The following is a 26,831-nucleotide window of genomic DNA, read 5'->3' as shown; positions in this document are numbered from 1 at the left end:
AAGGCTTTTTAGCGATGGTAATGATACAGATGATATATTTAAAGATTGTAATTCACTAACCAAAATTAGTATAGGGCGTAATTTTTATGACAACTCCAGATTGTCACAGATAATGCCTAGTATTACAGATATTACAGATCTTGTGATTTTAGATGGATTAAATCTCAATTGCTTCTTTTATTATAATGATCTAAAGAAAAATTTAACTACTTTAGAATTAGGAAAAGGAATAACAAATTTTGGCGTTTTTCGTCTGTCTTCTTCAAAGCATGGGAGAGTTTCATTTAGTGATTATTCAAAACTCGAAACTATAATTTGTAAAGATCCTATTCCCACACCGGACTGTCCGACTTTCAGCACGTCTCAATATGTTGATAATATTAAAGTTTATGTGCCGCAAGGTTCTTTGGAGGCCTATCAGAATGCTGAGGGCTGGAAGAATTTTTGGAATATTATTGAGATGGGAGAGTCAGGTATTGATTCGGTAATTGGTGATTCGGAATGCAAAGAAATTGGACGTTATAATTTGCAGGGTCGTAAGGTTTCGGCAGATTATAAAGGTGTTGTGATTGTGAAGTACTCGGATGGAACTGCAAAGAAAATTATATCAGATGGCTCAGCAAGATAAAACTTTGGATCAGCAGATGCTTGCTGATGAGATTGGCAAGTATCTCATAGATAAGACGAGGTGTCGTGCTCTTCCTGAGATGATGGATCTTGTCATAAAAGAGGAAAATAATGGATTTGTACCAACTGTCCTAAGAGAATTCATCATTGATACGGATTCAATTGAGGAATCATCTTCCCCGTCACGAGGGACAGGAGTCGTGACATTTAAGGATATGGCCTCGGATATTGCTCAGAATCAGGATGTGACATTTCGCGGCTTGGCTGAAACAGCTGAAGTTAACAGCCGCTTATTCGTTGGAAATGTAAAGATAGAATGGATGTATCCGTTATATCCTATTGCTATTTCTGATAGCGTAAAATAGCGTGTAGTCTTGTCGGATTTAAATGAAAAGAACTTGGTGACATTGTGATTTGCCAAGTTCTTTTCTTTGTTAATTTACCATGACCTTTTTTTGATTTTCTATCTGATTCTTTGTAATTTTGCACATTGAAGTGCCGTTGGCTTCAGGCTGTTGCCTATCGTGTGCTTTAAAAATTAACCAATCCGGATTAAATATATCTAAATAGAACCAGTTCTGCTATGTATAGAACGAAGACATGCGGCGAACTCCGACTCAGCGATGCGGGTCAGGAAGTGACCCTCGCCGGCTGGGTGCAGCGCGCCCGCAAGATGGGTGGTATGACCTTTGTAGACGTGCGTGACCGCTACGGTATTACTCAGGTGGTGTTTAACATCGAAAATGACGCGGCTCTCTGTGAGGCTGCCAATCATCTCGGACGTGAGTTCGTGGTTCAGGTCAAAGGCAAGGTTGCCGAGCGTACCAGCAAGAACCCCAATCTTCCGACCGGCGACATCGAAATCATTGCTTCGGAGCTCAAGGTGCTCAACCGCAGCGAAGTGCCTCCGTTTACTATCGAGGACGACACTGACGGCGGCGACGACCTCCGCATGAAATACCGCTATCTCGACCTCCGTCGCAACTGCGTGCGTGCGAATCTCGAACTCCGCCACCGCATGGCTTTTGAAATCCGCCGCTATCTTGACTCAAAGGGCTTCCTTGAAGTGGAGACTCCGGTGCTCATCAAGTCCACTCCCGAAGGAGCTCGCGACTTCGTTGTGCCCTCACGCATGAATCCCGGCGAGTTCTACGCGCTTCCCCAGTCGCCCCAGACCTTCAAGCAGCTTCTGATGGTCAGCGGTTTCGACCGTTACTTCCAGATTGTTAAATGTTTCCGCGACGAGGACCTCCGTGCCGACCGTCAGCCGGAATTCACACAGATTGACTGCGAGATGTCGTTTGTCGATCAGGAAGACGTGCTCAACATGTTCGAGGGACTTGTAAAGCACATTTTCAAATATGTCAAGGACATTGACTTCACCGAGCCGTTCCCGCGCATGACATGGGCCGACGCTATGCGTCTCTATGGTTCAGACAAGCCCGACACACGTTTCGGCATGGAATTTGTCGAAATCAAGGACCTCACCGGTGGCAAGGGCTTCGCCGTGCTTGACGATGCCGAATATGTCGGTGCGATCGTAGCTCCGGGCTGTGCCGACTACACCCGCAAGCAGCTCGACCAGCTGACCGATTTCGTGAAGCGTCCGCAAATCGGTGCTAAGGGCATGATGTGGGTCAAGGTTGAAGCCGACGGCTCAATCAAATCGTCAGTGCCGAAATTCTACACAGAGGATGAGCTCCGCGCATGGGCTGACCGCTGTGGCGCGAAGGCAGGCGACCTTATCCTGATTCTTGCCGGACAGACCATGAAGACCCGCAAGCAGCTCTGCGAACTGCGTCTTGAGATGGGTTCTCGCCTCGGTCTCCGCGATCCGCAGAAGTTCTCATGCCTCTGGGTCATCGACTTCCCCCTCTTCGAATGGGACGACGAAACACAGCGCTACTACGCGATGCACCATCCGTTTACCGCGCCCAAGCCCGATGACATTCATCTGCTCGACAGCGACACCGGTGCTGTGCGCGCTACTGCCTACGACATGGTTGTCAACGGCAACGAGCTTGGCGGCGGTTCAATCCGTATCCACGAAGCTGAACTTCAGGACAAGATGTTCCGTCTGCTCGGTCTCACCGAAGAGGACGCGCAATATAAATTCGGCTTCCTGATGAACGCCTTCAAGTTTGGTGCTCCCCCTCACGGCGGTCTTGCATTCGGTTTCGACCGTTTCGTCAGCATCCTTGCCGGACTTGATTCGATCCGCGACGTAATCGCCTTCCCGAAAAACAATTCCGGGCGCGACGTGATGATCGATGCTCCCGCGGCCATCGACGATTCTCAGCTCGAAGAGCTCAGCATCCGCATCGACCTTTCCGACGAAAAGAAATAAATCAGACCCTATGAACGCGAAGCAACCCGTGACGCTTGCCGAAATTGTCGGCTGCATTGAAGACTTCGCATCTCCGGGTCTTCAGGAGAAGTGGGACAATACCGGCTGGCAGCTCTGTCCGGTAGCACCCGATGCGCCATGCACCGGCGCAATGCTCTGTCTCGATGTCACCCCCGATGTGGTGGCCGAGGCTGAGGCCGAGGGATGTAACCTCATTGTCTCACACCATCCTCTTATATTCAAAGGACTCAGACAAATCACCGGCGCTTCTCCCGTGGAGCGCGCGGTGATTTCTGCTATAAAGGCCGGAATAGCAGTCTATTCGTCGCATACGGCGCTCGATTCTGCAAGTCATGGCGTTTCGCGTAAGCTCGGCGACATGCTCGGCCTCGGCGCGATGCGCGTTCTTGCGCCACAGCCGGGTAGCAGTGACACCGGACTTGGCATAGTAGGTGAATATCCGTCGCCGCTGTCGGTCGACGAATTCATAGTGCGTGTCAAGGAGGTCTACGGTTCGCCCGTCGTCCGCCGGTCGGAAGGACCCTCGGGGCTGAACGAAATCAGGCGCGTGGCTCTTTGCAGCGGTTCGGGAGGAGAATTCATCAGCGATGCGATTGCAGCCGGAGCTGACGCATATATAACTTCCGACACCCGCTATCACGACTTTGTCGACTACGGAAGGGCTATTCTTATGGTCGATACCGGGCATTTTGAAAGCGAAATATGCACTAAGTCAATTTTTTCGGCCATAATTTCAGAAAAATTTCCTACCTTTGCAGTCCGGCAATCGCACGCCGAACACAATCCGGTGTGCTACGTCTGAAAGAAGAATTATAAAAATTCTACATATATACATATATGGCGATAGACCAAAATAAACCCGAACAGTCATTGTCAGTTGAGCAGCGCCTCCGCGCCCTCTACGAGCTCCAGACCATCCTCTCCGAGATTGACCGCATCAAGACCATCCGCGGTGAGCTGCCTGAGGAAGTGCGTGACCTCGAAGACCAGATCGAAGGTCTCCACACCCGCGTCGATAAGTTCCATGCCGAGATCGAGGACCTGCGCCTCAAGTCGGCTAAGGAGAAAAACAACATCGAGCAGGCTCAGGCTCAGATAGCTACCTATAAGCAGCAGCTCGACAATGTGCGCAACAATCGTGAGTTTGATTTGTTATCAAAGGAGATAGAATTCCAGACTCTAGAAATCCAGCTTTCGGAAAAGCGCATCAACCAGTATGCCCGCGAGATTGAAAACAAGACCGCTGACATTGCTGCGGCTGAGGAATCGCTTGCCGACCGCAACCACATCCTTGTCGACAAGCGCCACCAGCTTGAGGAAATCGTGTCGGAAACAAAGAAAGACGAAGAGCGTCTGCGTCTGAACGCAAAGGAAATCGAACCTAAGATCGACACACGCACTCTCACAGCTTTCAAGCGAATCCGCAAGAATGCCCGCAACGGTCTCGGCGTTGTCTACATCCAGCGCAACGCATGTGGCGGATGCTTCAACCGCATTCCCCCGCAGAAGCAGATGGAAATCAAGATGCACAAGAAAATCATCGTCTGTGAATACTGCGGACGCATTATGATTGACCCCGAACTGGCCGGAGTGACTGATTAAGGAATTTTCATTGATTCAGTTCTCAACCGACTAAACAAAAAACTTAAAATAAATTATGGAAAAGATTCTCCCCGGCAAATATGTCGAAATAAGTTATGATCTCTATGAAGTCGCTCCCGACGGGACTGAAACTCTTGTCCACAACGTTGTCGACGAAGAGCCCGAGCGTTTTATCTTTGGAGTGACAAAAGGTCTCATTCTTCCGCTTGAGCGTGCGCTCGAAGGACTTGAACCCGGTCAGACATTTGACGTTCCCGTAGCTGCCGGCGAGGGTTTCCCCTATAATCCCGACGATGTGGCCCGTCTTGAAAAAGACATCTTTATGGTCGACGGAAAGTTTGACTCCGAGACCATAAAGAAGGGAGCCTACATCCCCATGATGACAGGCGACGGATTCCGCATCACCGGCAAGGTGCTTGAAGTGACCTCTGACCATGTGGTCATGGACTTCAACCATCCTCTTGTGGGCAAGGATCTCTGCTTCAAAGGCAAGGTCGTGACTGTCCGCGACGCGACACCCGAAGAACTTCACCCCACATGTGGCGGCGGATGTTGCGGTGGCGGATGCGGCGACTCCGACTGCGGAAGCGAGGGCTCTTGCGGCTGTGACGGCTGCGGCAAGTAATGCATGCCCGCTATAAAAATTTTTCAAGCTTAATCAAAACAACACCATCTACAACACATGGCAACTACTGCAGACTTTAAAAACGGTATGTGCCTCGATATCGACGGCAACTACTTCTTTATTGTTGAATTCCTCCACGTTAAGCCCGGCAAAGGCCCTGCTTTTGTCCGCACAAAGCTTAAGAACGTCAAGACCGGACGCGTCCTCGACAAGACTTGGAACTCCGGCGTGAAGGTTAACGAAGTGCGCATCGAGCGTCGCCCCTACCAGTATCTCTACCGCGACGATATGGGCTACAACTTCATGCACACCGAAACTTTCGAGCAGGTAGCTCTTCCCGGCGAAAGCATCGACGGTGTTCAGTTCCTCAAGGAAGGTGATATTTGCGAAGCTATGGTTCACGCCGCTTCCGAAACCATCCTTACCTGTGAAATGCCCACCAGCGTTGTGCTCGAAATCACCTATACCGAACCCGGCATCAAGGGCGACACCGCAACCAACACTCTCAAGCCCGCTACTCTTGAGACTGGCGCTGAAATCCGTGTGCCCCTTTTCTGCAACATCGGCGATAAGGTGCGTGTCGACACCCGCGACGGTTCTTACGTAGAGCGTATCAAGGAATAATACCTCTCTTTTTCGGGAATATAACTTCCTGCAAGAAGAAATTTATAGGAATAAAGGCTGCGGTTACATCTAATTGCCGTGGCCTTTACTATTTAATATTATCTAATTTATCTGATTTAATACACGCAATATCATTTTTCTTGTAAAAGCGATTGAATATATGAAAGTATCACAGATTTCAGACCACATACATTATATAGGTGTAAACGACCGCATCACATCACGTTTTGAAGCAATGTGGCCCCTGCCATACGGAGTCAGCTATAATTCATATCTTGTCACTGGTGCTGACAAGATTGCGATAGTTGACGGCGTGGAGGCATGCTATGCGCTCCGCCAGATAGAGCATATCCGTGAGATTGCCGGAGATCGTAAGCCTGACTATCTTATCATAAACCATATGGAGCCTGATCATTCGGGCGCTATAAAAATACTGCGTGATGCCTTCCCGGACATCGTCATAGTCGGAAATGCACAGACTCTCGCAATGGTCAAGGGCTTCTATGGAGTGGCCGACAAGACTCTTGTTGTCAAGGACGGAGACACGTTGTCGCTTGGCGCGGATGTGAATCTTCGGTTTACGCTTACGCCCATGGTCCACTGGCCTGAGACAATGATGACATATTTAGTGGAGGAAGAAACCCTGTTTTCGGGAGATGCTTTCGGGTGTTTCGGCGCATTGGCCGGAGCTGTGGTCGACAGTGATATGGATACCTCACGCTATTTCCCCGAGATGGTCCGTTATTACAGCAGTATAGTTGGTAAATACGGCTTGTTCGTCCAGAAAGCCTTGAGGAAGTTTGACAGCGTGGCCGTGCGCACTCTCTGCACTACCCACGGCCCGGTGTGGCGCGAGCGTATTGCCGAGGTTGTCGGTCTTTATGACAAGCTCAGCCTCTATGAACCGCTCGACAATGGTGTCACGATTATCTACGGTTCGATGTATGGCAACACTGAACTGATGGCCGAGACTGCGGCCGAGGCTCTTGCCGAAGCCGGAATCAAGGAGATAGATGTACATAATGCCTCGGTCTCTGACCTGAGCTTCATGTTGAGCGATATTTTCAGGCATCGCGGTCTGGTAGTCGCAGCTCCGACATATTCCGATACTCTTTTCCCGCCGGTGCGCAACGTCATGGAGGCGATTGCCACACGCGGAGTGAAGAACCGCGATGTGCTTCTCATCGGCTCTTGCACTTGGGGGCAGAAGGCGGTAGGTGTGATGGGCTCGTACATTGAAAGTATCGGGGCTGTGAGCGTCGCCGACCCGATAGCTTTCAAACAGGCTGCGACCGCCGAGCAGTTGCGGCAATGTCGCGAAGCCGCAGGCGCTCTTGCTGCAAAACTCCTTCAATAAATCCTATCCGACTTAACTCTTCCGAGCAGCTATGACTGACAATATACCTGTCGAGCGTCACCCCTTCCCTCCGTTCATCCCGCACGATGCGCGGGTGTTGATTATGGGGACTTTCCCTCCGAAGCCTCTTAGATGGTCGATGGAGTTCTATTACCCCAACAAGACCAATGACTTCTGGCGCGTCATGGGGATAATCTTCTATGACGACGTTAATCATTTCCGCTTTTCCGACGGTACGTTTGACGAGGCTTCAATCCGGAAGTTCCTGACCGAAAAGGGAATTGCACTCCACGACACAGGCGCGGCGGTCAGAAGGCTGAAGGACAATGCCTCCGACAAATTTCTTGATATCGTTGAGCCGGTCAATCTCGGGGCATTGCTTGCCGAGATGCCTGACTGCCGTTTTATTGCCACCACCGGCGAGAAGGCGGCAAGCGTGGTGGCAATGATCACATCGTCGCCTCTCCCTAAAATCGGTGAGTGGGTCGACGTGCAGTGGGCGGCTGACGGGCGTGAACTTGAAATCACGCGCATGCCGTCGACATCGCGGGCCTATCCGCTTGCGGTTGAGGCCAAGGCCGAGGCCTATCGGAAGCTTTTCATTCGAGCCGGCCTGATATGATTGATAGCTTGGGCGGTTCTGAGGTCGCCCCGTAATAATCAAATTTGCACAACAATGGCTACTGATTACTCGGTAGCCATTGTTATTACTTATTAAATATGTAATTTTGCAATGTGAACTCTTTGCGGTTCTTCTTCATTATAGCAGTGTAATTATATTCTTATCATCTGCTTCTGATGTATTATTTGCGTTACTCACACATATAATTTTTAGAAAATGTTTGATTTACTCCCTCTTCTGGCAATCTTTGATCCTGCCGGAATCATGGCGAAGTTTCTGGTCGCCGATCCAATGACGGTCTATCTTCTTGTGCTCGGATTTATGATTGTCGAGAGCTCTTTCATCCCTTTTCCTTCGGAAGTCATAGTTCCTCCGGCTGCATATCTTGCATGCACTAAAGGCGATGTCGATATTTTTGCCGTTGTCGGTATTGCTACTGTAGGCGCGATTATCGGTGCGCTCATCAACTACTATCTTTCCGTGTGGATCGGGCGTCCGATTGTCTATAAGTTTGCAAACAGCCGTTTCGGCCATGCCTGTCTGATTGACGAGGCTAAGGTGCGCCATGCGGAGGAATATTTCGACAAACACGGGGCTGCGTCGACCTTTATCGGCCGTCTGATTCCCGCAGTCCGTCAGCTTATATCGATTCCTGCGGGACTCGCCCGTATGAATGTCGGTAAGTTCATAATTTTTACAGGACTCGGAGCGCTGACATGGAACGTCGTGCTGGGTGCTCTCGGTTACTGGCTTGGAAAAATGGTCCCGCAGGATCAGCTTTATGCCAAGGTCGAGGAGTATAACGACTACCTCACATATGTCGGCATCGGCATCGGCATCATCTGCGTGGGTGTCATCCTCTGGAATGCCTTTAAGCCCCGTCAGAAGACTCCGACAGTCTGAGAGCCGTCCTTTCCTTCTACCGGTTTTCTTTTTTATTAATTTCTTAATAGTGCACATCAAGAGTTGATATGATACAAGTAGCTCCCTCTCTTCTTTCAGCCGATTTCGCCCGTCTTGGCGAAGCTGTCAGCATGGTCAACACGAGTCGTGCGTCCATGATACATATTGATGTGATGGACGGAATGTTTGTTCCCAACATCACTATCGGTTTCCCGGTCATCAAAGCCATAAGCACCATTGCCGAAAAACCTCTGGATGTCCACATGATGGTGGCCGAGCCGGGCCGTTATGTAGACCGCGTGCGTGATGCCGGTGCTGAGATAATGAATGTGCACTGGGAAGCATGCACGCATCTCGACCGCGTCATCCACACCATCCGTGATGCAGGCATGCGCCCGGCCGTGACCCTCAATCCGGCCACGCCTGTCATGCTTCTGCGTGATATAATCCGTGAACTTGACATGGTGCTTCTCATGAGTGTCAACCCCGGATTCGGAGGCCAGAGTTTCATCCCCAACACGCTCCGCAAGGTGCGTGAGTTGCGTGCTCTTATCGAGGAGACCGGCTCAGAGACCATCATCGAGATTGACGGCGGTGTCAATCTTTCCACAGCCCCGGCCCTCATTGAAGCCGGAGCTGATGTGCTGGTTGCCGGAAGCTATGTGTTTGGCGCCGACGATCCCCATAAGGCTATCGCCGATCTTATAGAACTTGATGTATGAATATCCGCGACATACGAATAGATAAATTCGACTATCCTCTTCCCGACGAACGTATAGCCAAGCATCCGCTTGCCGTTCGCGATTCCTGTCTGTTGCTTGTGAAGGATGGCAACGGCGAAGTGTCGACCCGCATTTTCAGCGAATTGCCTGAGCTGCTCCCCGCCGACTCGATGCTGGTCTACAACAATACCCGTGTTATCAACGCCCGCCTGCGCTTCCGCAAGGGTGAGGCTTCGGACGGTGCGTTGATTGAGATTTTCTGTCTCGAACCGTCTGTCCCCGCTGATTACGCGTGTAGCTTTGCATCGACAGGCCGCTGTTCGTGGACATGTTTTGTCGGCAACTCCAAGCGCTGGAAAAACGAACCTCTGCGCATGCCTCTCGTGATTGACGGTGAGAGCCTGACTCTCGTGGCCACGCGTATTGCACGCGAAGGCAACACTTCGGTCGTCGAGTTTTCATGGGATAATGAGGCTGTAACATTCTCGCGCATAATCTCTGCTGTCGGCGAGATTCCGATTCCGCCTTATCTCAACCGTTCGACCGAGGAAAGTGATTCGCGCGACTATCAGACCGTGTTTTCCCACATCGACGGGTCGGTCGCCGCTCCTACGGCCGGACTGCATTTCACGCCTGAGGTGCTTTCGGAAATAGACTGTCGCGGTATTCCTCGTCGGGAACTGACGCTCCACGTCGGTGCGGGTACGTTTCAGCCGGTCAAATCCGATGTCATCGGCGAGCATGACATGCACAGCGAGTTCATCGCTGTCGGCCGTGAGCTGATAGCCGAGCTTGCCGGCACGTCGCGTCGTGTGATTGCCGTGGGGACGACTTCTGTCCGCACTCTTGAGAGTCTCTATCATCTCGGATGCCGTCTCGCGCAGGGATTGCCGGCAGATGTGCTTCCGCAGTGGTATCCCTACGATCCGTCCCATCCACAACTGTCGGTTTCGGATGCGATGAAAGCCATATTGCTCCATCTGGATAAGACCGGTGAATCTGTCTTTGTCGCTTCAACGCGGCTGATGATAGCGCCGGGCTATCAATATAAGGTGGTCAAGGGAATGGTGACAAACTTTCACCAGCCGCGGTCCACGCTTCTGCTTCTCGTCTCGGCATTTCTCCAAAGCAGTCCGGGCAGCCCTGACTGGCGTTCAATCTATGATTACGCCCTCGCAGATCCGCGTTTCCGCTTCCTGTCATATGGCGACGCATGTCTATTCCTGTAAAAATCATCTGAGTGTTAAAAACTACGTGGCAGCTGTTGAAAAGTCAATAGCTGCCACGTGGTTTTTATTCAGATTCTGTCTATTTCGTATTATCCTTGTTTTTCTTGCGCATTATGCTGTCGACAAGCCTGTCGTAGTGGTCGAGCACTTCGGGCGACATGGTGGCGTTCACCAGACGTCGGGCAGCCTCGACTAAAAGACGTGATGACGGAGTCCGGAGATATTTTTCATCAAGCCCCCACCGTCCGAGCCTCCATCGGTCAAGTGCGTCGGCATCCTTGAATATGGCATAGAGTTTCTCGACACGTCCGTGATTTTCAGGGAAGGCTTTGCGGATAGCTTCGATTCCGACCTTGTCGTCAAGGTCGTGGTAGCGCATCAGGCAGGCGGCTTCGGGATGAAACGTGATGTCACAGTCAGGCTGACGGCAGAAATCCTCATAGTAGACCGCAGCGCGTGCGCCGTGGCCTGTGTCCTGATATTCATCCAGTCGCCGGGTGTCGTGAAACACCGCTGCATGAGCGAGTATTTCAAGCGCCTCGAAGTCTTGTCCGCCCATCTCGCGGTTGCCCATGAAAAGCGCGTGGAACAGCACACGTTCGCAATGTCCCATTGCATGCAGAGGACTGTCGGGCATGTTGAACTCCACGTCGTTGTAGAGGAAATCGCTCCATTCGGAGAATTTTTGTTGTAGGTTGCCCGGAAGCGACCTGTAAAATTCAGCAGGTGTTATCATAGTGTGGTTGACGGTTATGGCCTAAAGCTCCAATGGATAAAGCGGAGAGGCTTCGAATCGGGGCAGGGCGGTGAGATGGATGCGTGGTTCGGGCGCGTCAGCGTCATTGAGGCAGTTGAAGCCGTTGCCGAAATATCTTACACCGGCAGCCCTGAGGGCGCTTTCCACTGCGTCGATTGCCTTGTGGGGGGTGTTGTTGTCGAGTGAAAGGTGACAGAGGAACACGTTGCGCAGTTCAGGTGTGTATATGTCGGCGAGAAATTGAGCGGTCACGCGGTTGTCAAGATGTCCGTTGGCAGCCTCGATGCGTGCTTTGAGATATTCGGGATAGCGTCCTTCGCGCAGCATCTGGAGGTCATAGTTAGCCTCGATGACAATATGTGTGGCTTGGCGCATGTAGTGGTTCACGCGTTCGCTGATGCAGCCGAGGTCGGTTGCCACGGCAAAGCGGATGTCGCCGTGGGTGATGAAATATCCGGCATTGTCAGCTCCGTCGTGCGTCACTTCAAAAGCCGTGATTTCGAAGTTGCCTATACGGAACGGGAATTCCTTGTAGATGGGCGCATGATAGTCCTTGATGCGTCGCGACACATTGTGTCGGCGCAGGATGCCGTTGAGAGCCTTCGGCGTGCAGTAGACTTTCAGATGACGGTAGCGGCGTAGAAGCCCGTAGACATCGCGGATGTGGTCGCCGTGGTCATGCGTGAGGCATATCCCTTTGACTCTTTCCATCGAAATGCCGTTGCGACGCAGGCTGTCCACAACTTTTGCGATTTCCACACCGGCGTCGATGAGAAATCCGCTCTGGCTGTCTCCGATATACGAGCAGTTGCCTGAGCTTCCGCTGCCGAAGCTCATGAAATATACCTTTTCATTGGCTGCCAATGGCGGAAGTTCGTCAATTACACCTGCCGATTGTTGTCCACGCCTGATTTCCCGCGTTATTTCCTCCATCTTTTTGTCGGGAATAATGCGGAAATCGCCGTTTTCGATAGTGTGGTCATCAAACGAATCGAAAAGACCGGGCATACGTCTGCCTGTTATTTTGCGTGATTTTGCCAATGAGTAGAGTCGTGGAATTATGAGGTTGGTATATTGTGGTTCGTGTAGTCCGACATGCGGCTGTCGGGACCGGCATATTCCTCTATGAGTTCAGCAGGAATATTGTCGGGATTTTATCGTAGTCATACTTCCTTTTTGCCCATTTCGAGAGCGGAAGTGTCACGATGCTCTGCTGTGGGCCGGTGATGTCGGAAGCGACACACAGTTTTAGTCCCGGAGGGAGGGTCGATGCGAGCTCGGCGATGAGGCGGTTGTTGCGATAGGGTGTCTCGATGAAAATCTGGGTCTGCCCTTCGCGTCGTATCCGTTGTTCGAGTTCGCGGAGTCTTGCCGTGCGTGCCTTGGCTTCATGTGGCAGGTAGCCGACAAAAGCGAAACTCTGTCCGTTGAAACCTGAGCCCATCAGTGAGAGTATGATGCTCGACGGACCGACGAGCGGTATAGTCTCATAGCCCTTTGCCTGAGCTATTGCTACGAGGTCTGCGCCGGGGTCGGCGATTGCAGGACACCCGGCTTCGGAAATCACCCCGACCGGATGGCCTTCGGCAATCGGGCCGAGCATAGCCGGGATTTCTTCGGGCGATGTATGTTCGTCGAGCACGGTGAAACTGAGAGTGTCGATGTCGATGCTGCGGTCGCAGCGTTTGAGAAAACGTCTGACAGTGCGGACGTTTTCGACAACGAAATGTCTTATGCCACGGATTATCGCGATATTCCCTTCGGGGATTACATCGCCCACGGGAGCGTCGCTCATGGTCGAGGGTATGAGGTAGAGCGCCGGACGGATTGACCGTGCGGTGTCTGTGGCTTTGGAATCGGTCGCTTGCTTTTCAGTCATCATCCGACAGAGCCTTCAAGTGTTATCTGCAGGAGATTCTGGGCTTCGACTGCAAACTCCATCGGGAGCTTGTTCATCACCTCCTTGGCATAGCCGTTGACAATAAGTGCGATGGCCTCTTCGGTCGGAATACCTCGCTGATTGCAGTAGAAGAGCTGGTCTTCCGAGATTTTCGAAGTCGTGGCCTCGTGTTCGACAATGGCTGTGTCGTTGAGCACGTCGATATAGGGGAATGTGTGCGCGCCACATTTGCTGCCCATAAGCAGGGAGTCGCATTGAGTGTAGTTTCGGCATCCGTCGGCATCCTTGGCCACTTTCACGAGACCCCTGTATGAGTTCTGGGAATGGCCGGCTGAAATACCCTTCGATACGATGGTCGAGGTGGAATTTTTGCCGATATGTATCATCTTTGTGCCGGTGTCGGCCTGCTGATAGTTTTTGGTGACAGCGACTGAGTAGAACTCTCCGCGCGAATAGTCGCCTTTGAGCACACACGAGGGATATTTCCATGTGATTGCCGAACCGGTCTCTACCTGAGTCCACGACAGTTTCGAGTGGTCGCCACGGCAGAGTCCGCGTTTTGTCACGAAGTTGTAGATGCCTCCGCGGCCTTCGGCGTCGCCGGCATACCAGTTCTGGACAGTGGAGTATTTCACTTCGGCTCTGTCTTCGACCACGATTTCTACAATCGCGGCATGCAGCTGGTTTTCATCGCGCATCGGTGCGGTGCAGCCTTCGAGATAACTTACGTAGGCATCATCGTCGGCCACAATGAGAGTGCGTTCGAACTGGCCTGTTCCGGCGGCATTGATGCGGAAGTAGGTCGAAAGCTCCATCGGGCAGCGGACGCCTTTGGGGATGTAGACAAACGAGCCGTCGGAGAACACTGCGGAGTTGAGGGCCGCGAAAAAGTTGTCGCGGTAGCTGACCACAGAGCCGAGATATTTCTTGACGAGGTCGGGATAGTCCTTGACGGCCTCGGAAATAGAGCAGAATATGATGCCTTTTTCCGCAAGTTTCTCGCGGTGGGTGGTCTTGACGCTCACCGAGTCCATCACTGCGTCGACTGCCATGCCTGCGAGGGCTTTCTGTTCCTGCAGGGGTATGCCGAGTCGGTTGAAGGTGTCGAGCAGCTGCGGGTCAACTTCGTCGAGGCTTTCAGGGCCTTTGGCCTTGGAGCGGGGTTCGGCGTAGTAGCTGATGGCCTGATAGTCGATGGGCGGTATGTTGAGATGCGCCCAGTCTGGCATCTTAAGGGTCTCCCAGTGGCGGAACGCTTTCAGACGGAAGTCGAGAAGCCATTCAGGCTCTCCCTTTTTGGCCGATATGAGGCGGACCACTTCCTCGTTGAGCCCGACGGGAATGATGTCGGTGTCGATGTCGGAAGTGAAACCGTATTTATATTCATCGGATGTCGCGCTTTTGATGAGCTTGTCGCTCTCGTTGGCGTTATTCTTATCTTTTGTTTCCATTTGATTCATTATTCGCAATATACAACTTGGGAGACCGTTTTTGTGTCGGAAATCTGTTTGGATTCCGTCTCCTTGTCATTATTTTCGGGGAGCTTCCCGTCGTCCTGCCTGTCGTTGACCGGATTGATTGCGTCGAGCACCCACGGAGCGAAGCCGACTACGGCCTCTATCGCCTTTCCGTCGGCCAGACGCGATTGAGCGAGCAGCGATGTCTGCGGGAAGACGACTATGTAGAGATTCAGCAGCAGACTGACGAGCAGCCCGTATTTCGCAACCGAGAAAGCCGCTCCGGCTATATGGTCGAGCGGAGCGAGGAGCACCACGTGGGTCAGAGTGTGGAGCAGTCGTGAAATGAGTATGACCGCATAGTAAGCCACTATGTAGATAATCGAGTTAGAGATTATCGATGCGGCATATTTTGAAAATCCTGAATCCCATTCAGGCCGTTGGCTGAACAGTATGTCATTGACAGTCGCACCGAACATACGGCATGCTATGACGGCTACGATAATTGCTGCGACAGAACCGATCTGCGTGATGATGCCTTTACGGAAACCGAGCCACGCGGTCAGAATGAAGATTAGAAGTAGGATGATGTCGATAGCTGCCATGAAAATCGGGTTGTTTTTTGTCTCTATCCTGATAGTCCCTTCCGGGAAAAGGATATTCGATGCAAATTTAACAAATTATTCCCGAACTCAGTTGAAAAGATAGTTATAAAAATCAAACCGCACGCCGGAGCATGCGGTCTGATTAATCATGTTTAACGTGTGTCTATGAGAATTTCGGATTTGTGAGGCGCGAGCCGCGGAGGAAATCGGCGACAGGCATGCGCCGTTTGCCGGGTGCTTGGAGGCTTATGATTTCGAGGCTGCGTCCGTCACCGCACCCGACGGTCAGAGTGTTGCCTTCGATGATGATTTCGCCCGGCGTGGCCGACGGGGTGTCGGTGATGCGTGTCTCGAAGATTTTGACAGCGCCGAGTTCGGTGTCGCCGTCAGAGAGAGTCGCCCATGCTGCCGGATATGGCGAAAGTCCGCGCACAAGGTTGTGGACGTTTTCGGCCGGAGCGGTCCAGTCGATTTTGCAGGTTTCTTTGAAAATCTTCGGGGCCGGGGTAGCCTCGCTATCGCCAAGGAGCTTGTCTTGCGGGATTGTCGTCAGAGTTCCGGCGATGATGTCGTCGATGGTCTTGATTGTCAGGTCAGCTCCGAGCATCATAAGGCGGTCGTGCACGTCGCCCACATTGTCGGTCGGGAGGATTTCAACACGTTCCTGTGCGATGATGTCGCCGGTGTCGATTTCGTGTTTGAGGAAGAAGGTCGTGACTCCGGTTTCGGTATCGCCGTTGATGACAGCCCAGTTGATAGGGGCAGCTCCACGGTAGCGCGGTAGCAGCGACGCGTGGAGATTGAATGTCCCGAGGCGCGGCATGGTCCATACGACTTCAGGGAGCATGCGGAAGGCTATGACGATAAACAGGTCGGCGTTGAGCGAACGGAGTTCATCGACAAACTCGGGGTCTTTGAGCTTGACAGGCTGCATGAGATGTAGTCCGCGGGCTTCGGCAAACTCTTTGACAGGCGAATGATACATTTTGTGGCCGCGTCCTGCCGGTTTGTCGGGCATTGTCACTACGCCTACGACGTTGTATCCGCCGTCGACGATGCGCCTGAGGCTTTCGACTGCAAAATCAGGAGTGCCGAGAAATACGATTCTGAGGTCTTCTTTCGTCATCTGTATGTTAACTCTTGTTGCTGGGTTAGACATGTAGTATGATTTCGGTGCGGGGAATCATGGCTATCAAGCCGATTCCCCGCACCGTGGTGTGTGGTCACGCTTCGACAGTGTCTGATTTGGCAAAGTTGGCGTCGATTTCCTCGTCGGAGACCGAATAGTTCACAAGGTCGCCAGAGAGATATTTGTCATACGATGCCATGTCGACGAGTCCGTGGCCTGAAAGGTTGAAAAGTATCACCTTTTCTTCGCCCGGCTTGAGTTTCTTGACTTCACGGATGGTCGCGGCGATTGCATGGCATGATTCGGGGGCAGGGATGATGCCTTCGGCGCGTGCGAACAGGCATCCGGCTTCAAACGATTCGAGCTGATTGATGTCGACAGCCTCCATGAGCCCGTCCTTCAGCAGCTGGCTGGCGATTACACCTGCGCCGTGATAGCGGAGACCGCCTGCATGGATGTTGGCCGGCGAGAATTTGTGGCCGAGTGAATACATGGGCAACAGTGGGGTGTAGCCTGCCTCGTCACCGAAGTCGTAGCAGAATTTGCCTTTTGTCAGTTTGGGGCACGATGAGGGTTCGGCGGCAATGAAGCGTGTGTGGCTCTTGCCTTCCTCGCCTGCGATTTTGTGGCGCATGAATGGAAACGAGATTCCTCCGAAGTTTGAGCCGCCACCGAAGCAGGCGATGACCATGTCGGGGTATTCACCGGCCATTTCCATCTGTTTTTCAGCTTCGAGGCCTATTACGGTCTGATGTAGTGTCACATGGCTGAGCACAGAGCCGAGTGCATATTTGCAGTCGGGGGTGGTGCGGGCGAGCTCGACGGCTTCGGAGATGGCTGTTCCGAGCGAACCTTGATAGTTGGGGTTGACGGTGAGGATGTCTTTTCCGGCGCGTGTCGACATTGAGGGCGACGGTGTCACCTGTGCGCCGTAGGTCTGCATGATGCTGCGGCGGTATGGCTTCTGCTCGTAGGAAATTTTTACCTGATAGACTGCGGCATCAAGCCCGAAGAGCGAGGCGGCATATGAAAGCGAAGCGCCCCACTGGCCGGCGCCTGTCTCGGTGGTGACGTTTTTGACACCTTCCTTCTTGCAGTAGTAGGCCTGCGGGATTGCCGAGTTGAGCTTGTGGGAGCCCATCGGGGAGACACTCTCGTTTTTGAAATAGATATGTGCCGACGTACCGAGTGCCTTTTCAAGTCCGTAGGCACGGACGAGCGGGGTGGAGCGGTAGTATTTGTACATATCCCTTACCTCGTCGGGAATCTGAATCCAACGGTCGGTGGTGTTAAGCTCCTGATCGCAGCATTCGCGGGCAAAGATGGGGTAGAGGTCTTCGGCCTTCATCGGCTCGCGGGTCTGCGGGTTGAGTGGCGGGAGGGGTTTGACAGGCATGTCGGCCTGAATGTTGTACCATGCGCGTGGGATTTCTTCTTCGTCAAGGAAGTATCTTTTTCTTTTTTCTGACATAAATAATGGAAAACTGGGTTTATTATGATGCAAATTTACTGTTTTATGGTTAGAAAAAACACATTGGCCACATATTTTTAGCTTATATTCCTATTTCTGTTGCTCAGTTGCAGGCCCTGAAATGAATATAAAAAATCCGCAATCGCCATCTTGCCGGCGATTGCGGAGGGTTGTGTCATAGACTTATAGCTAAATGTAAAGATAGAATCACAAAGTAAACCGGGATTTGCTGATTAAATTTTGTCGAATTATATAGTCTGTCGCTTGTGTTAAAGTTAGATAGAATGTGAATTTATGTTGTAAAGATAAAAAGAATATTTTGAAAAACATAAAATTTCGACAATAAAATAGTTAAAAATCAGCGCTTTAGGAAATACCCTGAGATGAATTTAGGGTAATCCCTAATGCGCTGACTGCGTTTTGTCGTCTGCGGTTAGGCTCGATTGGTTCTAACACCGTGACCGGGTTTCGGCCGATGGATGCGTTTTGTAATGGGGTTCAATCAGTGGATTATTCCCAGATTTATGGCCCGGCGTATGGCTTCGGGCATTGTCTTTGAACAGAGTTTTCTGAGGATGTTGCTACGGTGATATTCTACGGTTTTTTCGCTGATGTCCATCGCGCAGGCTATCTCCCGGTTCATTTTGCCATCTGAGAGAAGCCTCAGGACTTCGATGTCCTTGGCTGAAAGTATGCCGTTGGTCTGCATGGCTTCCCTTCGCCGGCTGTCGAACGCCGGACTGGTGTATGTTTTTCCATCGCCGACAATATCTATGGCATGGATTAGTTCGTCGATAGTTTCTCCTTTGAACACTATCCCTTGGACATCGGCCTTCATCAGCAGCGAGATGTTCCATAGCTCTTCGTGCATTGTGTAAATGATGACCGGTTTGTCGATGCCTCTGTCCCGAAGGGTTTCGGCGAGGGTGAGGCCGTCGGTGTTGGATGAGAGGGAAAGGTCAATCACAAACATGTCTATTCCGTCGATATGTCCGGCAATTGTCAGGGCTTCTGATGAGGAAGAAGCCTTGAGTATTTTATAGCCCTGACCCGACAGGACGCTTTCGATACCTTCAAGGACTATTGGATGGTCGTCGACGACAAGTAGTGTTTTCATTTCTGGCTTATAGTGATTTTATAGTTAGAATCAGTTTCCGAGACCCGGATGTCAGCACCTATAATCGAGGCGCGCGCCATTAGGGTGCGTCGGCCGATGCCTTCGCTGCGCGACGGTGATGAGTCCTCTCGCCTGTCAGTCCGGTTGGTGATTGAGAGGGAGAATCGGTCGCTTCCGTCGAGGGTTATGTCGATGTCACCTGACGATGAGTGCTTGAGGGCATTGTTGACCGATTCCTGAACGATGCGGTAAAGCTCATAGTTCTGTTCGGGGGTGAGGGAGCTCCAGTCAAACGAGCCCTCGTCGGTGAGGTTTATCAGCCGTGTGGGGTGGGAGAGGTTGTGGGTTTTCACATAGTCGATGAGCAGTGTGGTGAGGGGGGCATCGGCAAACTGCGGAGGCATCAGTTCATGGGACAGACGGCGGACTTTGCCTGTGATTTCCTGCAGGCGTGTGACACTCCTTTCCGATGGCAGAGCCGTGAGCTCGAACTGAAGTCCGAGTAGGTCGCCGGCCACATCATCGTGGAGTTCGCGTGCCATGCGTGCGCGTTCCTGCTCCAGACCGCGTATGTATTCCTGCTGTTTTTCATGCTCGGCTTTCCTTAGCTGACGCTTGCGGCGGTTGATTGCGAAGAGGATTGCGCTTCCGAAAAGCATGATGCCGAAAAGAATCACACTTATCAGAATCCATCGCTGGCGGCTGAGATGTTCGATTTCAATCTCCTTTGTCAGTGTGTCGTAGCGGACCGAGAGGTCGCTGAGCTCGCGGTCTATGTCGGAACGGCGCACGGAGTCGAGCGAATGGAAGGCATCGGTCATCCTGTCGTATGCCTGACGATATTCACCCATGTTTGCGAGGCATTCCGCACGTTCGAGCAAGACGGTTTCGGTAGTTTTTCCGTGTGTGCCGAGAGAGTCGATGAGCTGATACATTTTCCACTGGTCACGGTAGCGTTTTTCGCGACCGAAGAGCATAGCTTTGGCCGTCAGCACGACTACGGCCGACTGATGATGGGCAGGCAGGTAGCTGACGGCCTCTTCCATTTGTCGGATGATTCTCCCGGCGGTGTCGATTGAATCGAGCGATATGTAGGATTTGACCAGCGGAGTGAGAAACTTGACCCTGTAGGGCGACGATACCTTGTCGATAAGATGGGCGTAGGGCATGAGGGCTTTGATGGCTTCATCATAATGTTTTTCGCGGGTATGGAGCGCGCCGATGTTGCCGATTGCCGAGAAAATGGCTGTCGTGTCGGCCATCTCTTCAGCCAGCCTGAGCGACCTGCGTGCAAAGTCGAGGGCTTCGGCGGTATGGCCGATTTCTGTGCAGGCGACTGTCAGCATATCGGCAAACGACTGTTCCATTTCCGTGTTCTTTTCGTTGATAGCTATTTCAAGTCCGCGCGTATAGCATGCGATGGCTGAATCATACATCTCCTTACGGCGGTAGCCGACTCCTTTGGTCTGCTCGCCCTGCATTTCGAGCTGCCCGATCCGGGCGCTGCGGCCGAAGGCTATCAGAGTGTCGGCATAGGCCATGCCACGCTCGATGTCGCCTCCGTTCATCAACGCCACATTGCGTTCGATCATGAGGTAGGCTTTGAGCGAATCACTCATGGCGCAGTTGGCAAACAGTGAGTCGCTGACGGCGACGGCACGGGCATAATCGCCCTCCGCACCGGGTGTGGCCACGAGCATGTAGACCCTCTCCTCGTCGTCGGAGGGGACAGTCCGGTTGGGATTGCTGTTTTTAATGCAACTTGCAGCTACTATCGAAATGATAATTACAAAAAACGTCGTGACATGACGCAGAATCAAATAACGCATGGAATGAGTTTATCGGCAGGTACTAAAAAAATATCCGCAGATGTGGTGTAGTCCCTTAAGGGAGAATACATTCACTTGCGGATATTTGTCTGTGCTCGAAGCGGGACTCGAACCCGCACGGTCGCAATGACCAAAGGATTTTAAGTCCTTCGTGTCTACCATTCCACCATTCGAGCATCCTTTCTTATGGATGATGTGATAAGAGGCGTGGTTTTTGATGGCGCAAAGTTAAATCTTTTTTGCCATATCTCCAAACCCATTTTTACCGGGCTTGTACTCTGTTCTCCCGTGAGGAATCCTTTGATGTCCGGGAAAAAGATGAGTGGTATTCCCGTAGGGAGTCGAACCCTAATCGTCGGAACCGGAATCCGATATTCTATCCATTGAACTACGGGAACAAATCGAAGCGAATGCGCCGGAACGCTTTCACCGGATTATGGGATGCAAAATTAGTGATTTTTTTGTATTTTTGCAAAGAACAAATCAAAATTTGACAAATGGACGTTAGAATTGACTCTTCGTGGAAAAGAGCGCTCTCCGACGAATGGAATAAGGACTATTTCCGTCACCTGACCGATTTTGTGCGTGACCGCTATGCCCGCCAGACTGTTTTTCCCCCTGCCGGTAAGATTTTCGCGGCCTTTGATGCTTGTCCTTTCGACGACGTCAAGGTGGTGATTCTCGGGCAGGACCCTTATCCGGGCTATGGTCAGGCCAACGGACTGAGTTTTTCGGTCAATCCGGGTGTGGATCTGCCACGTTCGTTGCGCAACATCTACAAGGAACTTTCGGATGACCTCGGGTGTCAAGCTCCGCTTTCGGGCGACCTGAGCTGCTGGGCGCGTCAGGGTGTGTTGCTGCTGAATGCCACTCTTACGGTCGACGCCGGAGCGCCTGCCTCGCATCAGAATCAGGGCTGGGAGACGTTTACCGACGCTGCAATCCGCAAGCTTGCCACCGAACGCGATAATCTGGTGTTTATCCTGTGGGGTGCATACGCACAGCGCAAGGGTGAGTTCATCGACCGTTCGCGCCATTGTGTCATAACCTCTCCGCATCCGTCGCCACTGAGTGCCTCTCGGGGTTTCTTCGGGAGCAAGCCTTTCTCAAGGACCAATGCCTATCTCACGTCGAAAGGGATTGCCCCGATTGACTGGTGTTGTGTGGACGGCTGCCGGAACTGATAAAAGTATGTAGTCAATATTTTTTTGAATCATGAAATATACATTGGAAGAACGTAAGGAGCTTGCGCGCCGTCTGCGCGCCGAAGGCCGTAACTGCTGTCAGTGTGTGGCGATGGCCTTTGGCGATATGAACGAATCGGAAACCGAGTTGCTTGCCCGCATTTCGTCGGGCTTTGGAAGCGGTATCGGCGGCAAGGGCGAAATCTGTGGTGTGATGTCGGGTGCGACAATGGTGTGCGGACTCGTCTACAATCAATTGGAGCGCCCAGCGCTGTATGCCAAGGTGAGGCAGCCGCTCGATAAATTCGAGGAGCTCAACGGATCGTATGTCTGTCAGGAGCTGAAGCGTCCCGGACGTAAGCCGTGCATAGACCTGATAGCGGATGGTGTCGAAATCCTTCACCGGCAGTTTGAGGCCGATGGCTTTTAAGCGCTGTCTGGCTGCTTTGGTTCTGCTCGGACTTTTTGCCGTGGGCAGGGCTGAGGCGACTGACACGTCGCAGGCTATTTTCGACCCTGCATTCCGTTCGCTCAAAGTGACGCTTGATGCCAACGAGTTTGCTCCGCCGGTGATTACGCTCGGTGATCCCCTGAGCCGGCTGACTGTGAGTTTCGACGAGCTTGGCGACGAACGGCGTTTCATGCGCTACGAACTGATTCACTGCGATGCGCTCTGGCAGCCGGAAGGGCTGGTGGCCTCGGAGTTTCTCGACGGTTTCAACGAAGGGGCGGTCGAGGACTATGATTTTTCGCGGGCGACACTCGTGCACTATGTCCACTATTCGATTACGATTCCCAACCGCGAGATACGCATCACTGAGACCGGCAACTATCTGCTGCGGGTCTACGACGAAAGCAATCCCGACGAAACATTGCTTCAGGCTCGCTTCGGTGTTTCCGATTTCTCGGCCGGGGTCTATGCCGGGGTGACGTCGCTGACCGATATCGATACCAACCGCAATCATCAGCAACTTGGCCTGACGGTCGACCTGCAGCATGTGGCAGGTGTTGACGATCCGTTCAATGACCTCCGGATTGTTGTCAGTCAGAACGGACGTGACGACAATGTGGTCGTGATGACCGCTCCGCAGAGAGTGCTTGGCGACAAGGTCATCTACGAGCATCTGCGTCCGCTCATCTTCAAGGCCGGAAACGAATATCGCCGCTTCGAGACGGTCTCCACCTCATATCCGGGCATGGGTGTTGAGAATATCAGCACCGACACCCCTATATATAATATGTGGCTCTATACCGACACACCGCGTGGCGCGATGCCATACAGCTACGACAGCACTCAGCACGGACGTTTCTTCGTGCGTGAAGCGTCGTCGTCGCGCTCCGATACGGAGGCAGACTATGTGATGGTTCATTTCAGCCTTGAAATGCCCGAAATCGCCGGGGCTGACGTGTTTCTCGACGGAGATTTTGTCCAGCGGCGTTTCGATCCGGTGTCGCGTATGGTCTACAACCGTGCGTCGGGCCGCTATGAGAATTCGATGATGCTGAAACAAGGTGCATACAACTATCAGTATCTCACCGTCCCGTCAGGGAGTCTGCAAGGTGAGACTGCTCCTGTCGAGGGCGATTTCTACCAGACTGTCAATGAATACACGGTCAGGGTCTATCACCGTCCGCGCGGCGGACGTTTCGACCGTCTGATTGGCGTCGGAATGATTGCGTCGGGAAATTGAAGAAAAAGGATAAACCAACAAAACCATAATGGAAGAAACAGAGGAAGAAATTATGTTACAGATACAGGATACATTGGTGTCGCTTGACCTCGCGGAAGTGTTTTTTTGCTGCGATCTTGAAAAGTGTAAGGGCGAGTGTTGCATCGAAGGCGATGCCGGCGCGCCGATCACTGAGGAGGAGCGCGATGAAATCGACCGTCTGATTCCGCAGTTCGAGGACAAGCTGCTACCCTCGGCCAAGGCGCGGATGGCGGAGGAGGGGACAAGCTATCTTGACCCTGACGGTGATCTGGTCACTCAGATTGTCGACGGTCGCAACTGCATCTATACCTGTTATGCCCCGGGCGGCCTGTGTCAGTGTGCGATAGAGTGTGCTTATAACGAGGGGAAGACCGGCTCGTTCCGCAAACCGGCTTCGTGTGCGCTCTATCCGGTGAGGCTGACGAAATATCCGACGTTTACAGCCGTCAACTATCACCGCTGGAAGATATGCAAATCTGCCGAGCAGCTTGGGCGCAAATTAGGTGTGCGCCTCTATCAGTTTCTCGAAGGGCCTCTGACCGCCCATTTCGGTAAGGAGTGGTATGACGAGCTCAAACTCGCCTGTGAAGCCTATCTGGAAGAGTATGGAGAGGATGCGCAGCATCCGAAATGACATACTCGTAGAGAATAGGGGTACATAAATTCAGAAATAACAAAAATAACAGATTTTTATTCTTAGTCATTCGGGTAGACTGAAATTGTCATTCCGTCAGACGGTAATAAAAATCTGTTATTTTTGTTATTTCTGAATTTTTGTACCTAAGAAATCTAAGTCAAATCAGTTCCTCGAAGGTCATTTCGGTAAGGATTGGTATGACGAGCTCAAACTCGCCTGCGAAGCCTATCTGGAAGAGTATGGAGATGATGCGCAGCTTCCGAAATGACATAAGGGGTACAGAAATTCAGAAATAACAAAAATAACAGATTTTTATTTTTGGTCATTCGGAGTAGACTGAAATAGTCATCCCGACAGACGATAATAAAAATCTGTTATTTTTGTTATTTCTGAATTTTTGTACCTAAGAAATCTAAGTAATTTCCTAAGTATTTTTCAGGTTTGGGTATCAGATGATGCCCTGACCAATCATTGCGTTGGCAACCTTCATGAAGCCTGCGATGTTTGCGCCCTTCATGTAGTTGATATATCCGTCGGGCTCTGTGCCGTGCTTAACGCACTGAGTGTGGATATTCTTCATGATTTCATGGAGGCGGCGGTCAACTTCTTCGGCGCTCCACTGGAGGTGTTCGGCGTTCTGGCTCATTTCGAGGCCTGAAGTTGCCACACCGCCTGCGTTCACGGCCTTGCCGGGAGCGTAAGTGGTCTTCGATGCGAGGAAGGTGTCGATGGCTTCGGGTGTACAGCCCATGTTTGATACTTCAGCCACGAGCTCAACGCCGTTAGCGACGAGTTTCTTGGCATCTTCGCCGTCGACTTCGTTCTGAGTTGCGCAGGGGAGGGCGATGTCGACCTTCTGTCCCCAAGGTTTCTGGCCGGGGAAGAATTGTGCGTTGGGATATTTTTCGGCATAGGGAGCTACGATGTCTTCGCCTGTAGCGCGGAGATAGAGCATGTAGTCAATCTTTTCGCCGGAGATTCCGTCTGGGTCGTAGATATATCCGTCAGGACCTGAGATTGTCACCACTTTCGCGCCGAGTTCGGTAGCCTTGAGGGTAGCGCCCCAAGCCACGTTGCCGAAGCCTGACACAGCGACAGTCTTGCCCTTGATGTCGTCTTTTTTCTCAGCGAGCATGCTCTGTACGAAGTAGAGAGCGCCGAAACCGGTAGCTTCGGGGCGGATGAGTGAACCGCCGAAGTCGAGACCCTTGCCGGTGAATGTTCCGGTGCATTCGTTGACGAGCTTCTTATACATGCCATACATGTAGCCTACTTCGCGGCCGCCTACGCCTATGTCGCCTGCGGGAACGTCGCGGTCAGGACCGAGGTTCTTCCAGAGGCAGAGGATGAATGCCTGGCAGAAACGCATGATTTCAGCGTCGCTCTTGCCACGGGGCGAGAAGTCGCTGCCGCCCTTTGCTCCGCCCATGGGGAGGGTGGTGAGAGCGTTTTTGAATGTCTGCTCGAAGCCGAGGAATTTGAGGATAGAGAGGTTTACTGATGCATGGAAGCGGATGCCGCCTTTGTACGGGCCGATGGCGTTGTTGAACTGTACGCGGTAGCCGATGTTGTTCTGAACTTCGCCCTTGTCGTCAACCCATGTCACACGGAAAGTGACGATGCGGTCGGGCTCGACCATGCGCTCGATGATTTTTGCTTTTTCGAATTCAGGATGCTGGTTGTAGACATCTTCAACGCAGATGAGAACTTCTTTGACTGCCTGAAGGTACTCCTTTTCGCCCGGATGCTTGGCTTCCAGGTTGGTGAGAATGGTGTTAATATCCATGATAAAAGAAATTAATTGAAAAGGTATGTATTGATGATTTGGTTAACGGTGCAAATGTAATAATTATATTTGATAGGGCGGATGAAAAAATTAAAAAAAAGCTGCTTCCATGTTTTATAACATCTGGAAGCAGCTTTTGAAATCTTGTCTTGAATGAAGATAAGGTCTCTTGCGGATTATTCGCCGGGCTTGATAGCGTCGCTGGGGCAAACTTCTGCGCAAGAACCGCACTCGATGCAAGTATCGGGATCGATGTGGTAGATATCGCCTTCAGAGATAGCGTCAACGGGGCAAACGGGCTGGCAAGTGCCACAAGCCACGCAAGAGTCTGTGATTACGTAAGCCATGATAGATTAATTTTGGTTGTTAGATAAATTTATACGAATACTTTTTCTGTTTTCACGGTTTGCACCGCGCTTTGAAATTGTCTTGCAAAAGTAATTCTTTTCGCGGAAATTTCACCCACATTTTGCAAAAAAAATTCTTAGGAGGTTTATAAAGGATAAAAACCGCTTTATTTAACGTGAGTTCGATATAAGCAATAGACCATTCACCAATAAAACAATCA

The 26,831-nt window shown here is 51.7% G+C and carries 27 protein-coding genes and 2 tRNA genes; 16 read left to right on the top strand and 13 right to left on the bottom strand.

Going from position 1 to position 26,831, the window contains the following annotated elements:
* Window positions 1–112 precede the first annotated feature (112 nt).
* The 12 genes from QZ311_RS10865 to QZ311_RS10810 all read left to right on the top strand — a co-directional run bounded on the left by QZ311_RS10865 (window position 113) and on the right by QZ311_RS10810 (window position 10,679).
* Window positions 113–628 (top strand): hypothetical protein, encoded by a 516-nt coding sequence (locus tag QZ311_RS10865; RefSeq protein ID WP_297067779.1) that lies wholly within the window; start codon window positions 113–115, stop codon window positions 626–628.
* Entirely contained in the window at window positions 612–992 is a 381-nt protein-coding gene (locus QZ311_RS10860) for a hypothetical protein (protein ID WP_297067753.1), read from the top strand. Before QZ311_RS10865 ends, QZ311_RS10860 begins: the two co-directional genes overlap by 17 nt.
* Before the next feature lie 218 nt (window positions 993–1,210).
* Window positions 1,211–2,974, top strand: a complete 1,764-nt coding sequence (gene aspS, locus QZ311_RS10855; RefSeq protein WP_297067750.1) for an aspartate--tRNA ligase — start codon at window positions 1,211–1,213, stop codon at window positions 2,972–2,974.
* Window positions 2,975–2,984: 10 nt separating this feature from the next.
* A complete protein-coding gene (locus tag QZ311_RS10850; RefSeq protein ID WP_297067746.1) occupies window positions 2,985–3,797 on the top strand; it encodes a Nif3-like dinuclear metal center hexameric protein in 813 nt (270 codons plus the stop codon).
* Window positions 3,798–3,832: 35 nt separating this feature from the next.
* Window positions 3,833–4,597, top strand: coding sequence for a C4-type zinc ribbon domain-containing protein (locus QZ311_RS10845; RefSeq protein WP_297067743.1), 765 nt, complete (start codon window positions 3,833–3,835; stop codon window positions 4,595–4,597).
* A 55-nt stretch (window positions 4,598–4,652) separates the two neighbouring features.
* Entirely contained in the window at window positions 4,653–5,222 is a 570-nt protein-coding gene (locus QZ311_RS10840) for a peptidylprolyl isomerase (protein ID WP_297067740.1), read from the top strand.
* Between the two features lie 57 nt (window positions 5,223–5,279).
* Window positions 5,280–5,846, top strand: coding sequence for an elongation factor P (efp, locus tag QZ311_RS10835; protein ID WP_123614025.1), 567 nt, complete (start codon window positions 5,280–5,282; stop codon window positions 5,844–5,846).
* Window positions 5,847–6,006: 160 nt separating this feature from the next.
* Window positions 6,007–7,203 carry an FprA family A-type flavoprotein gene (locus tag QZ311_RS10830; RefSeq protein WP_297067736.1) on the top strand — a complete coding sequence of 399 codons (1,197 nt, stop codon included), beginning with the start codon at window positions 6,007–6,009 and terminating at the stop codon, window positions 7,201–7,203.
* Between the two features lie 31 nt (window positions 7,204–7,234).
* The gene (locus tag QZ311_RS10825) at window positions 7,235–7,825 is read left to right on the top strand and encodes a uracil-DNA glycosylase family protein (RefSeq protein WP_297067733.1); all 591 of its coding nucleotides are present in this window, start codon (window positions 7,235–7,237) and stop codon (window positions 7,823–7,825) included.
* A 264-nt stretch (window positions 7,826–8,089) separates the two neighbouring features.
* Window positions 8,090–8,728 (top strand): DedA family protein, encoded by a 639-nt coding sequence (locus QZ311_RS10820; protein ID WP_297067777.1) that lies wholly within the window; start codon window positions 8,090–8,092, stop codon window positions 8,726–8,728.
* Window positions 8,729–8,796: 68 nt separating this feature from the next.
* Window positions 8,797–9,450, top strand: a complete 654-nt coding sequence (gene rpe, locus QZ311_RS10815) for a ribulose-phosphate 3-epimerase (RefSeq protein ID WP_297067730.1) — start codon at window positions 8,797–8,799, stop codon at window positions 9,448–9,450.
* Window positions 9,447–10,679: an S-adenosylmethionine:tRNA ribosyltransferase-isomerase gene (locus tag QZ311_RS10810; protein ID WP_297067728.1), complete on the top strand. Its 1,233-nt coding sequence runs from the start codon at window positions 9,447–9,449 to the stop codon at window positions 10,677–10,679. Before rpe ends, QZ311_RS10810 begins: the two co-directional genes overlap by 4 nt.
* Before the next feature lie 79 nt (window positions 10,680–10,758).
* On the opposite strand, the gene QZ311_RS10805 is transcribed toward QZ311_RS10810, so the two are convergent.
* From QZ311_RS10805 to QZ311_RS10755, 11 genes are all read right to left on the bottom strand, one after another.
* Entirely contained in the window at window positions 10,759–11,415 is a 657-nt protein-coding gene (locus tag QZ311_RS10805) for a hypothetical protein (protein ID WP_297067726.1), read from the bottom strand.
* Between the two features lie 21 nt (window positions 11,416–11,436).
* Window positions 11,437–12,477, bottom strand: coding sequence for an MBL fold metallo-hydrolase (locus tag QZ311_RS10800; RefSeq protein ID WP_297067721.1), 1,041 nt, complete (start codon window positions 12,475–12,477; stop codon window positions 11,437–11,439).
* Between the two features lie 82 nt (window positions 12,478–12,559).
* Complete coding sequence (locus QZ311_RS10795; RefSeq protein ID WP_297067774.1) at window positions 12,560–13,264, bottom strand: SAM-dependent methyltransferase; 705 nt, start codon at window positions 13,262–13,264, stop codon at window positions 12,560–12,562.
* Window positions 13,265–13,314: 50 nt separating this feature from the next.
* The gene (gene sufB / locus QZ311_RS10790; protein ID WP_297067718.1) at window positions 13,315–14,787 is read right to left on the bottom strand and encodes a Fe-S cluster assembly protein SufB; all 1,473 of its coding nucleotides are present in this window, start codon (window positions 14,785–14,787) and stop codon (window positions 13,315–13,317) included.
* Between the two features lie 8 nt (window positions 14,788–14,795).
* Window positions 14,796–15,398, bottom strand: a complete 603-nt coding sequence (locus QZ311_RS10785; protein ID WP_297067716.1) for a CvpA family protein — start codon at window positions 15,396–15,398, stop codon at window positions 14,796–14,798.
* A gap of 163 nt (window positions 15,399–15,561) precedes the next feature.
* Window positions 15,562–16,524, bottom strand: a complete 963-nt coding sequence (gene fmt, locus QZ311_RS10780) for a methionyl-tRNA formyltransferase (protein ID WP_297067713.1) — start codon at window positions 16,522–16,524, stop codon at window positions 15,562–15,564.
* Window positions 16,525–16,621: 97 nt separating this feature from the next.
* A complete protein-coding gene (locus tag QZ311_RS10775) occupies window positions 16,622–17,998 on the bottom strand; it encodes a TrpB-like pyridoxal phosphate-dependent enzyme (protein ID WP_297067710.1) in 1,377 nt (458 codons plus the stop codon).
* 502 nt (window positions 17,999–18,500) lie between these two features.
* The gene (locus QZ311_RS10770; protein WP_297067707.1) at window positions 18,501–19,115 is read right to left on the bottom strand and encodes a response regulator transcription factor; all 615 of its coding nucleotides are present in this window, start codon (window positions 19,113–19,115) and stop codon (window positions 18,501–18,503) included.
* Complete coding sequence (locus QZ311_RS10765; protein ID WP_297067704.1) at window positions 19,112–20,944, bottom strand: histidine kinase; 1,833 nt, start codon at window positions 20,942–20,944, stop codon at window positions 19,112–19,114. The genes QZ311_RS10770 and QZ311_RS10765 overlap by 4 nt, the downstream gene beginning before the upstream one ends.
* Before the next feature lie 92 nt (window positions 20,945–21,036).
* Window positions 21,037–21,120: transfer RNA gene (locus QZ311_RS10760), tRNA-Leu, on the bottom strand.
* A gap of 147 nt (window positions 21,121–21,267) precedes the next feature.
* Window positions 21,268–21,342 (bottom strand) — tRNA-Arg (locus QZ311_RS10755).
* 99 nt (window positions 21,343–21,441) lie between these two features.
* Here QZ311_RS10755 and QZ311_RS10750 point away from each other — a divergent pair.
* From QZ311_RS10750 to QZ311_RS10735, 4 genes are read left to right on the top strand one after another with little or no spacing between them, the layout of a single operon-like run.
* A complete protein-coding gene (locus QZ311_RS10750) occupies window positions 21,442–22,128 on the top strand; it encodes a uracil-DNA glycosylase (RefSeq protein WP_297067702.1) in 687 nt (228 codons plus the stop codon).
* A gap of 31 nt (window positions 22,129–22,159) precedes the next feature.
* Window positions 22,160–22,558 (top strand): C-GCAxxG-C-C family protein, encoded by a 399-nt coding sequence (locus tag QZ311_RS10745; RefSeq protein ID WP_297067699.1) that lies wholly within the window; start codon window positions 22,160–22,162, stop codon window positions 22,556–22,558.
* Window positions 22,548–23,819, top strand: a complete 1,272-nt coding sequence (locus QZ311_RS10740) for a DUF5103 domain-containing protein (protein ID WP_297067696.1) — start codon at window positions 22,548–22,550, stop codon at window positions 23,817–23,819. The genes QZ311_RS10745 and QZ311_RS10740 overlap by 11 nt, the downstream gene beginning before the upstream one ends.
* Window positions 23,820–23,871: 52 nt before the next feature.
* Window positions 23,872–24,474: a DUF3109 family protein gene (locus QZ311_RS10735; protein WP_297067692.1), complete on the top strand. Its 603-nt coding sequence runs from the start codon at window positions 23,872–23,874 to the stop codon at window positions 24,472–24,474.
* 451 nt (window positions 24,475–24,925) lie between these two features.
* On the opposite strand, the gene gdhA is transcribed toward QZ311_RS10735, so the two are convergent.
* Both gdhA and QZ311_RS10725 read right to left on the bottom strand, forming a co-directional pair.
* On the bottom strand, window positions 24,926–26,263 hold the full coding sequence (gene gdhA / locus QZ311_RS10730; RefSeq protein WP_297067689.1) for an NADP-specific glutamate dehydrogenase: 1,338 nt from the start codon (window positions 26,261–26,263) through the stop codon (window positions 24,926–24,928).
* A gap of 176 nt (window positions 26,264–26,439) precedes the next feature.
* Window positions 26,440–26,610, bottom strand: a complete 171-nt coding sequence (locus QZ311_RS10725) for a 4Fe-4S binding protein (RefSeq protein WP_297067686.1) — start codon at window positions 26,608–26,610, stop codon at window positions 26,440–26,442.
* Window positions 26,611–26,831 lie beyond the last annotated feature (221 nt).

This window comes from uncultured Duncaniella sp. (assembly GCF_910578445.1).
GTDB lineage: Bacteria > Bacteroidota > Bacteroidia > Bacteroidales > Muribaculaceae > Duncaniella.
This window is presented reverse-complemented; position numbering and strand designations above follow the sequence as displayed.